General features: G+C 67.6%; 14 protein-coding genes. 9 read left to right on the forward strand and 5 right to left on the reverse strand.

The features are described from left to right. The 3 genes from GA707_RS21885 to GA707_RS21460 all read right to left on the reverse strand — a co-directional run. A partial coding sequence (locus GA707_RS21885) for a transposase (RefSeq protein ID WP_226964003.1) occupies positions 1-145 on the reverse strand: 145 nt, incomplete at its 3' end. 120 nt (positions 146-265) lie between these two features. Beyond that, a complete protein-coding gene (locus GA707_RS20290) occupies positions 266-637 on the reverse strand; it encodes an STAS/SEC14 domain-containing protein (RefSeq protein ID WP_226964000.1) in 372 nt (123 codons plus the stop codon). 431 nt (positions 638-1,068) lie between these two features. After that, positions 1,069-1,317 (reverse strand): GNAT family N-acetyltransferase, encoded by a 249-nt coding sequence (locus GA707_RS21460; protein WP_370460065.1) that lies wholly within the window; start codon positions 1,315-1,317, stop codon positions 1,069-1,071. 373 nt (positions 1,318-1,690) lie between these two features. On the opposite strand from GA707_RS21460, the gene GA707_RS20300 reads away from it, so the two are divergent. The 9 genes from GA707_RS20300 (at position 1,691) to GA707_RS20340 (ending at position 10,065) form a co-directional block, all read left to right on the forward strand. Further along, positions 1,691-1,882: a hypothetical protein gene (locus GA707_RS20300; RefSeq protein WP_152180268.1), complete on the forward strand. Its 192-nt coding sequence runs from the start codon at positions 1,691-1,693 to the stop codon at positions 1,880-1,882. A gap of 123 nt (positions 1,883-2,005) precedes the next feature. Then, positions 2,006-2,566, forward strand: a complete 561-nt coding sequence (locus tag GA707_RS20305; protein WP_152180269.1) for a hypothetical protein — start codon at positions 2,006-2,008, stop codon at positions 2,564-2,566. 96 nt (positions 2,567-2,662) lie between these two features. Continuing rightward, a complete protein-coding gene (locus GA707_RS20310) occupies positions 2,663-3,250 on the forward strand; it encodes an AAA family ATPase (RefSeq protein WP_226964001.1) in 588 nt (195 codons plus the stop codon). A 349-nt stretch (positions 3,251-3,599) separates the two neighbouring features. Next, positions 3,600-5,078, forward strand: a complete 1,479-nt coding sequence (locus tag GA707_RS20315) for an APC family permease (RefSeq protein WP_152180270.1) — start codon at positions 3,600-3,602, stop codon at positions 5,076-5,078. Beyond that, positions 5,075-5,962: a universal stress protein gene (locus GA707_RS20320; protein ID WP_152180271.1), complete on the forward strand. Its 888-nt coding sequence runs from the start codon at positions 5,075-5,077 to the stop codon at positions 5,960-5,962. Before GA707_RS20315 ends, GA707_RS20320 begins: the two co-directional genes overlap by 4 nt. A gap of 13 nt (positions 5,963-5,975) precedes the next feature. Beyond that, a complete protein-coding gene (gene lysA / locus GA707_RS20325; protein ID WP_226964002.1) occupies positions 5,976-7,253 on the forward strand; it encodes a diaminopimelate decarboxylase in 1,278 nt (425 codons plus the stop codon). A gap of 13 nt (positions 7,254-7,266) precedes the next feature. After that, entirely contained in the window at positions 7,267-8,220 is a 954-nt protein-coding gene (rocF, locus tag GA707_RS20330) for an arginase (protein WP_152180272.1), read from the forward strand. A gap of 221 nt (positions 8,221-8,441) precedes the next feature. Further along, positions 8,442-8,672 (forward strand): D-glutamate cyclase family protein, encoded by a 231-nt coding sequence (locus GA707_RS21890; RefSeq protein WP_370460064.1) that lies wholly within the window; start codon positions 8,442-8,444, stop codon positions 8,670-8,672. Positions 8,673-9,174: 502 nt separating this feature from the next. After that, a complete protein-coding gene (locus GA707_RS20340) occupies positions 9,175-10,065 on the forward strand; it encodes a CPBP family intramembrane glutamic endopeptidase (RefSeq protein WP_193315467.1) in 891 nt (296 codons plus the stop codon). Between the two features lie 160 nt (positions 10,066-10,225). Here GA707_RS20340 and GA707_RS20345 read toward each other — a convergent pair whose 3' ends face one another. Together GA707_RS20345 and GA707_RS20350 are read right to left on the reverse strand one after the other, a co-directional pair. Beyond that, positions 10,226-10,813, reverse strand: a complete 588-nt coding sequence (locus GA707_RS20345) for a hypothetical protein (protein WP_152180274.1) — start codon at positions 10,811-10,813, stop codon at positions 10,226-10,228. A gap of 184 nt (positions 10,814-10,997) precedes the next feature. Beyond that, the gene (locus GA707_RS20350; protein ID WP_152180275.1) at positions 10,998-11,519 is read right to left on the reverse strand and encodes a hypothetical protein; all 522 of its coding nucleotides are present in this window, start codon (positions 11,517-11,519) and stop codon (positions 10,998-11,000) included. Positions 11,520-12,445 lie beyond the last annotated feature (926 nt).

The following is a 12,445-nucleotide window of genomic DNA, read 5'->3' on the forward strand; positions in this document are numbered from 1 at the left end:
GCCACGGCGCCCCGGTGCGGTACTTCCACACCATGCCCTCGAGCGCGCCACGGTGATCCGTCCACGGCCGCCCCGCCGTCTTGCTCGCCGGCAGCATCGGCTCCAGCACAGCCCACACCTCATCCGAAATCTCGCGACGCGTCACAAGGTCAACACTGGCCGACCAACACCCCGAACCCCTTGATCAACACGCCCTAGGCGGGGGTCCATCAACGGAGCAGTTGCGGCTCGGACGTCGATCTGTGCCGAAGCCGCGGTGTCGGTGTCAGGTTCCCTCCTCAGCCGCCCAACGCTTCGCGGTCTCGAGGTCGGCAAGTGGAAACGCGCGCGCCTGTCCCGGCCACACGATGCTGAAGATTCTGACCATTGCCCCTGCCCACCGCGCATCGGTCACGATCGCGATCCGCTCAAAGGACGCCGGATGACGGACACCGAGCTTAAGGTCCTCCCAGACCGCGTCCTCCTCGTACTCGTCAAAGTCGGCACCGAGGACGTAGACGAGACGTACCTTTCCGTGGTCGGCCAGAGCAACCTCAACGGCAGGCACCACGACGTTGAGATAGTCCTCCTTCTCCACGTCGTCGATCGCCTGGAGACCGAGGACTCCCTCCGGCATGCCATCCATGATTCTGATCATCGCCAGTACCCTTCTTGTTCACTTCGTCGCCATAAGGCCCGAACGAAACAAGGCGTCGGCCGAGCCATTGCTGAACCGGATACAAGCGCGGGCTCGGGCGTAGGCCGGTGACCCTGCTCCTACAAAGGCAGACGCTATCGGCGGATGGCCGGGTCCAGATCACCCGTCCTGGATGAGACACCCGGCCGCTGCCCGGCATGTAGGTTGCGACCCTTCGGTTGCGGCACGAGCGGGAAGGTCCATCCGCAGATCGCTCATCAAGGTCGCAGTGATCGGGTTGGTCGTCCTCAAGCCCGACACCACCGCTCAGCAGGGTCCCGTCCTGCCCATCCGAAGCACCGAAGGCACACGTCGCTCATCGCAAGTCTGTCCGTTTCGAGGGCGGCGGCACCGACGCCGGGTGACCCCTTTCGCCGGCTACCGCGCTCGGCCTAGAGCTCCATGGCGAAGTGGTGCGAGCTGATCCGGAAGCCGACGTTGAAGTAGAGACGGTGGGCGGCTGTCCGATCGAGTCCGACGCCAGAGTCGAGGTGGATCTGCTCGCATTGGAGGCGCACGGCTTCGTCGTGCAGCCATTCCAGCAGTAGCCGTGCATGCCCTTGCTTCCTCGCAGCGGGAAGGGTCGAAAGTCGTCGATGTACAAGTGGCGACCCCAGGCAAGGTTCTCGCCGAGACGGAATCCGGCGACAGCCACGGCCGTGTCACCCTGGTCAGGCAGCGAAGCGATGAGCCGATAGCCGGAAGGTCGCTGTCGCTGATCCACCTGACGTACAAAGTCGTCTCGGTCGAGCAGTGCTGGGCGTAGCGCACGCATCGCATCGAAGGCCTGCCCCGTGTTCGGCGGTGCCAGCTCAATGATCATGGCCACGATCCTGGCACTGGACGTTCTACTCCTGGTGCCAGGGACACCTGCGGCACTTCGCCGGGAGCCGCCATCCGCTCATCCGACGTCGCCGCTTCCCGTGCAGTCTCGACAGGCCATCGACAACCTGCGTTCATGGGTCCACACTGGCACCGACGCCGGAATAGGCCCGGCGGAAGGGAGCAGGGGACATGCTCTGGTTCTGGGGCACAGTCGCGATTGTGGTTGCGCTGGCTGTCGTTGCCGCGTGGCTCTACGACCGGCGTGGCGACCGTTCAGGTGTGAGCGACCGGGACCGGGACTCGATCCAACGCTCACGCGATGAGGCGTACCGCTACCGAGACGACCTGCGGGGCAAAGGTGGCATGGACGGTGGGTACTGACGCTGGTCACGCCGCTGCCATCGATATTTGAGGGCGCGGACCCCCAGCAGCGACGGATGACCAACCCGCGCCCGCCCGCGGGTGAACCAAGCCGCGGCCGACGCCGACCCCATAGGCCATCCCGTGGCCCAGCTGCTGCACACCGCCGGCAGTCGGGCCAATCTCCAGGCGGATGCTCAGATTCACACGGGGTCTGCTCCGGACGTGATCCGACAGTGGACAGTTGACTGCAAGGTGCAGAACACTCCTTCTATGAAGGCTCGGATGGCATCGGCTTTCGGACTCATGACCGTGGCGTTGTCGGTACTTGGCGTCGGCAGGTATCTCTTCGCGCTGGCGAGCGGAGCTGAGTTGTCGTTGCAGCAACTCGCCTACTACCTGGGTAACGCCGCCTTCATCGTCTCCCTAGCCGCAGTAGCAGGAGTGTTCGTTGCCGGCGTCTTTGCTATCGCCGCTGGAAAGTCTCTGGGGGAGGCAGCCGACGACGGGGTGTGGCGGGTCTGGGGTTTCTCGACTCTGGCTGCGGCCGCGTTCTTCTTCCTCGTCAGTGGCGGTGGTTACGGGTTCAGGGAACTCGACGTGGTTGGCACCGGCGCGATGTCTGCGCTCGGGCTGGTGGCGGTTGCCGCGGGTGTGACGGCCTGGCGCGTTTCTTCACGCGATAGGCATGAGCCCAGCACCTGAACCTGCCTTCTTCAACCATCCCAGGAGCAATCCTGTGAGGCGAGTCTTACCGCCGGGAGCTGGGCCGCGCGAGGACGGTGCGGCACCGCATCGCCCGTGACCGAGGGCGCCGGCACCTGGACCGTGTTTGATGGTTCGATGCATCAACCCACGCAGCGGCGCCAGGACGTGATCCATGCGGGTCGACTCATCGTGATCTCGGGCCGGCCTGGAACTGGGAAGACAACGCTGGCCAAGGCCACGGCACAAGAGCTGCCTGCCTGCTACCTGCGCGTCGATGCCGCCGAAACTGCTCTCGTGCGTGCGGGAGTAGCGGTCGTTACTGAGGGCTACGCAGTCATCCACGAACTCGCCGTCTCCAACCTCCAACTGGGCCACACCGTCGTCGTGGACGCAGTCAACCCCCTCCCGCAGGCCCGTGCGGGATGGTTTGAGACAGCGGCGCGGGCCCGGGCCCGACTGGTCATGGTCGAAGTCGAACTTCCGGACCTGCGCGAGCATCGCCGTCGTGTGGAGGAGCGAGAGGCCGACATCTTTGGACATGTCCTGCCCACCTGGGATCAGGTCGTGCACGGTGAATGGACACCCTGGGACGAAGAGCGTGACGGTGAACGCCTTCGCGTTGACAGCACTAACGCGGACGTCGCCCTCGCGCATCTGCTGCAAGCCCTTCGCCCCGAGTGACCGCGTCCACCGGATGAGTCACAGCGCCGGGTGAGGGCGGGCGGCGTGTGCTTTCCCGGCTCTTGGCAGGTGCGGATCGAGTCTGCTGATGCTGATGGCGACGCCTCCGAAAGCCAGAACCGCAGATGACGCCAGCCGAAGACCAACTTCGCGCGGCGTCGTCTCTGTCATCTGCCCACTGGCTGTCGCGATCGATGGGGAACCTGTCTCCGACGTGCGGCTTGGGTCCGCGGGACACACTTGGTGGTGCGGTTTCGGTGCGGTTTCGGTGCGGTTTCCGCACGCGCCCTGTGTGGGACTCACTACATTGGGTCCACGCCGACGTGGCGGGGTCGAAGAGGAGCAACCCATGTCGTTGTCATTGGGCGAGCAGCTGAAGCGGCGCAAGCCGATCGTCTTCCGCCAGCACCACCATGAGGGTGAGGAGCTGGCGCGTGGCCTGACGACGTTCCAGCTGATGATGTTCGGTGTCGGCGCAACGGTGGGCACGGGCATCTTCTTCGTGCTGAGCGAGTCCGTGCCCGAGGCCGGGCCGGGGGTGGTGGTCAGCTTCCTCATCGCCGGGCTCGCGGCGGGGTTGTCGGCGCTGTGCTACGCGGAGCTGGCAAGCGCGATCCCGGTGAGTGGGTCGACGTACTCCTACGCCTACCACGCGATGGGCGAGCTGGTCGCGGTGATCATCGCCGGGTGTGTTCTGTTGGAGTACGGGGTGGCGACGGCGGCGGTGGCGGTCGGCTGGAGTGGCTACTTCAACGAGCTGCTCGACTCGACCGTGGGCTTGCAGATCCCGCAGGCGCTGTCGACGTCGTTTATCCCGGGCACGGACGGGCAGGCCACGGGTGGCCTGATCAACCTCCCAGCGGTCGTCCTGGTGTTTCTGTGTATGTTCCTGCTGCTGCGGGGCGCGACCGAGTCGGCCCGGGTCAACACGGTCATGGTGCTCATCAAGCTCGGGGTGCTCCTGCTCTTCGTGGTGATCGGCCTGAGCGCGTGGAACGGCTCGCACTTCGACAACTTCTTCGGGGCCGGGTTGGGGGGGATCACGGCAGCGGCCGGCACCATCTTCTTCTCCTTCATCGGCCTGGATGCCGTCGCCACCGCCGGCGAGGAGGTCAAGGATCCCCAGCGGTCCTTGCCGCGGGCGATCATCGGCGCACTGGTCATCGTCACAACGGTGTATGTCCTCGTCGCGGTGGCGGGCATCGCCGCCAAGGAGGCCGGCTGGTTCGGCACCGAGGAGGCAGAGAGCGCGGGACTGTCTCAGATCCTCAACGACGTCACCGGCTCGACGGTCTGGGGAACCGTCCTGGCCGCCGGCGCCGTGATCTCGATCTTCTCGGTCACGCTGGTGACCCTCTATGGCCAGACACGTATCCTGTTCGCGATCGGCCGTGACGGGTTGGTCTCGAGGCGGTTCACCAGAGTCAACCCGAAGACCCTCACGCCGACGTTCAACACCGTGGTCGTGGCCATCGTCGTCGCGCTGATCGCCGGCCTGGTGCCCTCGGACTACCTCTGGGACACGGTGTCCATCGGCACCCTCGTCGCGTTCTCGGTCGTCGCCATCGGTGTCCTGGTCCTGCGCCGCACCCACGCGGGCCTGGAGCGGCCGTTCCGCATCCCCGGCTATCCGGTGACCCCTATCCTCACCGTCCTGGTCTGCGTGTGGATCCTCGTCAAGCTGCCGGCGATCACGTGGGTGATCTTCGCGATCTGGCTGGCCGTCGTTATCGCGTTCTACGCGGCCTACGGTCGCCGCAACGCCGTACTCAACACCTACACCGACCCAGAGGAGATCGCCGAGCCCCGAGGGGATGAGGACGAGTGACGATCCTGCTCGGTTTCAGCCCGCACCAGGACGACACCGGCGCCCTCGAGCTCGCCTGCCAGCTCGCCCGTTCCGACCGCGACTCGGTGCATGCGGTCACCGTGGTGCCCCAGGCCTGGCCCACCGCCGTCGCCGGGGACACCGACCGCGACTTCCGCCTTTGGGCGCAGGAGGAGGGCGAGCACTCCACGGCGGTGGCACGCGAGCTGCTCGCGGAGCATGCGGACATCCCGAGCCGGGCGTCGTGGTGCTCGGGGCGCTCGGTGCCGCAGACGCTGCTCGACCGGGCGGCCGAGCTCGAGGCCTCGCTCATCGTCGTCGGCTCCGGCGTCGAGGGGCCGCACGGGCGGATCTCCCTGACCTCCAAGACCGACCGACTCCTGCACTCCTCCGACGTGCCGGTCGCTGTGGCGCCGCGGGGGTACTGGGTGGGACCGACAGGGCGGATCGGGCGGGCCACGCTGGGGTTCCGCGGTGACGACGCCACGTGGTCTCTGCTGGACCGGGCCGCCGGGATCTGCAGCCGCGTCGACGCCTCGCTTCGTCTGGTGACCTTCGCGGTCAGGAGTCGCCCGATGCGACCGACCCTGGTCAGCGGCTCGGAGGAGATGGTCCACACGCAGTGGGTGCGGCAGGCCGCGGCCGAGCAGGCCGAGGCGCTCGAGCACCTGCGTTCGCTGGGGTTCGCCGAGGAGCGAGTCTCAAGCATCGTCGCGGTCGGAGCCTCGTGGGGCGGAGCCATGGACCGGCTCGAATGGAACAGGGACGATGTCCTCGTCGTCGGCTCGTCCTCGTCCTCGACCCTGCTCTCAAGGGTCTTTCTCGGGTCGAGCGCGGCCAAGATCGTGCGCAACTCTCCCGTTCCGGTCATCGTCGTCCCGTGAGCCGTCCTCGCTCGTGACGACACCCGCCCCGGCGACGCATCCCCTGCTCGACCTGCTGCCCGACCGGACCAGCCTGCACGACAACGGCATGGTGGTCGTCGGCGGGTGCCGCCTCGACGACGTCGCGGCGGAGACCGGCACGCCCGTCCTCGTCGTCGACGAGGGCGCGCTGCGGAGGCGCGCCCGCGAGTACGTGCAGGGCCTGTCCGCGCGGTGGCCGCGCAGCCGCGTCGTCTTCGCCTCCAAGGCCTTCCCGTGCACCGCCGTCCAGCGGATCATGCTCGAGGAGGGCCTGGGGCTCGACGTCGCCGGAGGCGGTGAGCTCCTCGCCGCCCTCAAGGCCGGCGCCGACCCCGCCGACCTCGTCCTGCACGGCAACGCCAAGCTCGACGACGAGATCGCCCTCGCCGTCGAGCACCGGCTCGGCCTCGTCGTCGTCGACAACGCCGACGACGTCGACCGCCTCGAGGCGACGCTCCCGCGTGGGCGCCGGATGGACGTCCTCGTCCGGGTCATCCCCGGGGTCACCGCCAAGACCCACGCGAGCGTGCTCACCGGCCATGCCGGGACGAAGTTCGGCGTCGCGCCCGCCGAGGCGGGCCGGCTCATCGCCCGCATCGAGTCCTCCCCCGTGCTGCGGATGCGCGGCCTGCACCTCCACGTCGGCTCCCAGATCCTTCAGGTCGAGCCCTTCGTCGACGCTGTCGCCGCGATCGCGGGTCTCGGCGAGTTCGACGTCTACGACCTCGGCGGCGGCCTGGGCGCGCGGTACACCTGGGCGGACGAGCCGCCGAGCGTGGCCGACTACCTCGACGCCCTCGTGGGCGCGGCTCGGACGCACCTGCCGGCCGGGGCCGAGCTCATCATCGAGCCCGGGCGGAGCATAGTCGCCGAGACGGCGTGCACCGTCTACCGGGTCGTTACGGTCAAGCGTGGCGCCCGCACCTTCGTCGCCGTCGACGGAGGGATGGCCGACAACCTCGAGGTCGCCCTCTACGGACAGCGCTTCGAGGCCGGCGTCCTCGGCCGCTTCGACGGCCCCACCGAGGAGTGCGACGTCGTGGGGCGTCACTGCGAGAGTGGGGACGTGATCGTCGCGGGCGTCCCCCTCGTCACCCCCACCGTCGGTGACCTCCTCGTCGTGCCGGCGACCGGCGCATACTGCTTCACAATGTCCAACAACTACAACGGCGCCCGGCGGATCCCCGTCGTCCTCGCCGCCGACGGCGCATGGCGCGTCGTCGTGCGGCGGGAGACCTGGGAGGACCTCCTCCGGCGCGACGTCGACTGAGGAGATCACTCGCGTGGACCGGATCAGCCTCATCGGGGCCCCAACGGACGTCGGGGCCAGTGTCGTCGGATGCCGGATGGGACCGGCCGCGCTGCGCCTCGCCGGCCTCCAGGCGGCGCTCGAGCGCTTCGGGTCCGAGGTCCGCGACTGCGGGGACGTCGACGGGCCGCCCAACCCGATGTCGCCACCGGTGGACGGCTACCGGCACCTGCCGGAGGTCGTCGCGTGGACCACGGCACTCACGGACGCGACGTACCGCGAGCTCACCGACGGCCGCCTGCCGATCCTCATGGGCGGGGACCACTGTCTCGCGATCGGGTCGGTCTCGGCGGCAGCCCGACACGCGCGCGAGACGGGTCGCCGGCTGCGACTGCTCTGGTTCGACGCGCACGCCGACTACAACACCTCCTCGATCACCCCGTCCGGCAACATGCACGGCATGCCCGTCGCCGTCCTCACCGGCCACGGGCCTGCGGAGCTGACCTCGCTCTCGGGGCGGCTGCCCGCGGTCCCGCCCGCCCAGGTCAAGCAGATCGGGCTGCGCGACGTCGACCTCGGCGAGAAGCACCTCCTCCACGAGCACGCCGTCGAGGTCTTCGACATGCGCTACCTCGACGAGGTCGGCGTGCGCCGGGCCATGGAGATGGCGCTCAGCGGCGTCGACGAGGACACCCACCTCCACGTCAGCCTTGACCTGGACTTCCTCGACGACACGATCGCCCCGGGTGTCGGCACGCCGGTGCGAGGCGGGCCGACCTACCGCGAGGCCCATCTCTGCATGGAGCTCATCGCGGACTCCGGAGCGCTCTCCAGCCTCGACATCGTCGAGCTCAACCCGGCCCTCGACGTGCGCAGCCGGACCGCCGAGCTCGCCGTGGACCTCGTCGAGAGCCTCTTCGGCAAGAGCACCCTCCTGCGGGTGCACAGTCGCACCGAGGCGGAGCACCGGGCGTGGGAGCCGGCATGACCACGTCCGGAGAGGACGTCCTCGACCGAGCCGCGGCGACACCGGCGCAGGCCAGGGCGCAGTTCCGGGCCGGGCTGCGGGTGCCCACCTCGGGGTGGTCCGCTGGGTGAGCCCAGGCGAACCTCATCGCCGTCCCCCGGGACTACGCCTACGAGGTCCTCCTCTTCGCCCAGCGCAACCCCAAGCCGTGCCCCGTCCTCGATGTGAGCGACCCCGGGGCGGTGAGCACGCCCCTCTTCGCCGGCGACCTGCGCACCGACCTGCCGGCGTACCGGGTCTACGAGCACGGCGAGCTCGTCGCCGAGGTGGCCGGCGTGACGGACCTCTGGCGCGAGGACCTCGTGGCCCCCCAGGCGGCGATCATGAGATCCCGGCCGCCCTTCGCCATCGGTCACGCACCCGGCCACATGGCCATCACCGACGCGCGCGACAGCGGCTACCTCGTCCCCTGACGCGCCCGCTCACCCCGCGAGGCCCACGCCCCACCCCCCTGGTTTCGGCGCAGCGCCCGTTGTGCGCTCGTTTCCTCGTTCAACCTGCCACTGAGCGGCCCCTCAAGCTGATCCAACACCCACCGGGCGGACTTCCTCCTCCGCAACCCAGAGGCCCGATCATCCGTCGCAGGCAGTCCACGACCACCCGTGTATCGAGACCCAAGGTGTGTCTCTTCGCCGGGTGCCGGGCGTGCTCGGCGAGTCGCAGCGCCACAGTCACGCGAAGTGTCGGGCTTGGGTGAGCTCGCCCCTGCCCTGGCGGTGGAGCTTTGCACGGGGATCCGCTCGTGAGGGCGCCTGACCTTGGGCCTGCTCGGCTCGGCCCGGGAGATGCCAGGGAGTGCCATGCCTTTGAGACACGGCCCTTGCCAGGTGGTGGGCGCCTCGGCCATATTGCTGCATGGAGGAGCTTGCGGACCGGAGGGATGCCATGCTTCGTCGCTACCCGATCGCCTCGTTCGTGCTCATCGCCTACGCCATCACCTGGTCGCTGCAGATCGGGAGCCTGTGGGTGGCCATCCGGTCGGGTCTCGAGCTGAGCAACGAGGACAACGCCCGCAGCTTCGCTGGTGCGTTCACCGGCGACGTGTCCGGTGAGCAGGGACTCGCGCTGTTGCTCTTCAATCTCGGACAGTTCGGCCCTGCGATCGCGGGCACACTGCTGATCGGAGTGCTGTACGGCCGCTACGGGCTGGCCGACCTGGGCCGCCGACTGGGCGCGTGGCGAGTGCCGAGCCGGTGGTACCTGATCGTCGTGGGGCTGCCTATCGCACTGAGCGCCGCAGCGCTCGGCATCGGGTTCCTGCTGGGCGGGTTCTCTCTGGGGCCGTGGGAGCTGAAGCTGCCCGCTGCCGCCGCCGCGGGCTTCTTCCTCTACATGGTGGTGTTCACCGGGCTCGCCGAGGAACCTGGCTGGCGCGGGTTCGCGCTGCCGCAGTTGCAGCGGACTCACACGGCGGCCCGTGCCAGTTGGATCCTCGGCTTCATTTGGGGTCTGTGGCATGTGCCGTTCACGGTGTACTTCAACCGCGAGCAGCCGTTCGTCATCCTCCCCGCGCTGCTGGGCCTGACGTTCGGCATCGTCGGCTGGACCATGGTCAACACCTGGATCTACAACAGCACCGGCAGCCTGCTGCTGATCGTGTTGCTGCACGGATGGGGCAACACCGTGCAGTCCTACCTCGTGCTGTCCCAACCCAACTTCCTCGCCCATACGCTGTATGCCGTTCTGCCATGGGCGATCGCGATATGGCTGAGCCGCCGCTACGGTGACGAGACCCTGTCGGATGGGGCCCGCCGCGCGCTTGACGACGACGGCCTCGACCGGCCCCTGGTCAGCACCCAGACCTGACCGCCGCACCCGGAACGGACTCCCACATCCGTCTTAGGTTGGTCCTGCCAAAACCCGGCCCTCTTCAACGCACATCCCCTTCCGCCGCGAATCGGGTCCTCGGGCGTCAAGCGGCGGGTCGGCATCCCAGACTGCGATGTCCCTCCCCGGGCGGACGAGATTAGGACCGCGATGGCTGCGGGAGCACTTCCCCGAGCAACTGGCCCCGATCGTCATAGACCTTGACACCAGAGGGGCGACGCTTGGTCGAGGCGATGACCACTCGACCGTGCCAGGGCACCACCAGTTGTCGTCCATCGGTCTGCAGTGACGCCACCTGCGCACTGACCCGCAGAACCACGTAGCTGATCCAGCGCCCACTCCAGTGCACCCAATCGGCGCGTCCTCCGCTGTCGCGAACACCGCCACCACCCTCGAGCCTCACAATCGAAGGATCGATGCCCGTGTGGTCACCGGGTCCGTGCGCCGGCTCCTCCGGCAGCCAAGCCGGCCGGTCAGCGAGCAGGTCATTTCTCTCAGCGTCGCTGCCACCTCCGAGCAACCGCCAGTGACCATCCCGTCGACTCAAGACGTACGTCTCGGACAGCGAGCACCCGACGCCGCGTCGGGCGAACATGGTCACGGCGACGTCGCCCACGACATCAACACCCATCGGAGCGAACCGGCGTCTTCGGCTCAGCCGCGGCACCGGCTCCACATGCCGCGACTCGATGAGCCTGAGGCTCTCGGCATACACGTCGAAGGCCACAGCCAGATGCTACGAGCAGACCCAGTGCGCCCTCGCCCGTGCACAGCGCATGGCAACGATCCGCTCCAAGGCGGTCTTGCAGCAACGTGCGGCACTTCGCCGCCAGTCGGGCGACGTAGGTGTTGGTTCAAGAACCACAACGACGACGCTCGAGACCTTGACGATGCCGTCAACACGGCCACTGCTAAAGCGACTGGATCGCGCCGGCCATGTAGTAGGCGATCACCAGCAGCAGTAGCACTACTTGCATGAGGTCCAATGAGAAGCCGCCCTCTACCGCCTGTCGCAGTTCGGGCTTCTTTGTCCGCCCGCGGCTGCGCATCGACCTGACGCTGGACGATCCGCGCATTCTGGACCAGAGCGACTCTTCGGCGCCGAAACAGAGAATGCGCTTTCCCGACTTAAGGACAATCCGCTGGAACCTCTCAGCATCCTTGATGTCCTGAATCTCGTCCTCCATGAAGTCCCATCGGCTGAAGGGGTTCACGACAGTCCACCTCGTGTCAGCGTCCACCATGATCTTGGGTCGCACGAGAAGTGAGTACGCCCCAGGAACCAGCAGAAGATCGAACAGGACCTGTCCCGCGATGTCGAGACCACTAAGGCGCGCGGACACCGGATCTGCCCACACGTACAAGAAGTCGACCCAAACCATGGTGCCAAGGCCAACAGCGATGAGCAGCCAGCCGCACACGAAGTTAGCCATGTTCCGCATCGTTCGAGCGTTGGTTGGCGAATGCACCTCACCCATCGCGATGAGCCTCCACCCGGGACGTCACCCTTCCCGGCCAGCTTCGCACCCGGCGATCGTACCCATGCTTCCCGAGGTCACCACGCTCAAGTTGTCTTCCCTGCACTGTGTCTCTTCGCCGTGAGTCGTTCGTCGTGGCGGTGGCTTGAGTCCTGTGCTCCGGGTATGGCTGACTGGAGGTCTTCAAGCGCTTGAGCCTGGCGGGCGCCGCTGAGGAGGATCCTTGGAAGTACGACAACGCCGCCATTGCTGGGATCCCACCGGTGTGCGGTTGGGATGAGGGTGACCTCGAGCGCCGCAATGGGCGAGAGGTAGCCGAACCAGCCTTCGAAGACAGGAGATCTCCAGTGATCTGCTCATCGAACACGATGCTGTTGATCCGGTCTACGGGGATGCTCTTGACGGTCCGGCCACTACGAGAGGCGATCAAGGACCCGTTGTTCACCGCGTAGCTGCGCGTCCCGGTGCGAGCCACCACGCCAACGTGATGCCCGTGCCGAATGTCGCGGCGCTCAGAGTCGCTAAGAATGGCGGCGCCGCCAGGCCTGACCACCACGGCTCACCGTCGAGAACCATCAGTGCGCCGACGACAAGGCCCAACAGTGCGCCGATGCCGGCCGCCTTACCGAAGCCCAGCAGTGCAGACGGGGATGGGCGCGCACTATCACTCGGGCATTGTGCTCAGGCGAGACCCGGAGCCGAACCGGCTGCCTCAAACCAGCACCCGCCCGTGGTGCGACGCCTCACCGAACCGCTGCACACCGCCGCGAGTCGACCAGACCTGAAAGGTCGGGCCCGTCTCTGTCGAGTCTCTGCCGGCTGATCGAGACCTCGGGGGTTGGACGAGGGGGCGGTAGGTCGCGTGCGAGGATGATCGTTCG

The sequence above is a fragment of the Nostocoides sp. F2B08 genome (assembly GCF_009184895.1).
In the GTDB taxonomy this organism is placed as follows: Bacteria; Actinomycetota; Actinomycetes; order Actinomycetales; family Dermatophilaceae; genus F2B08.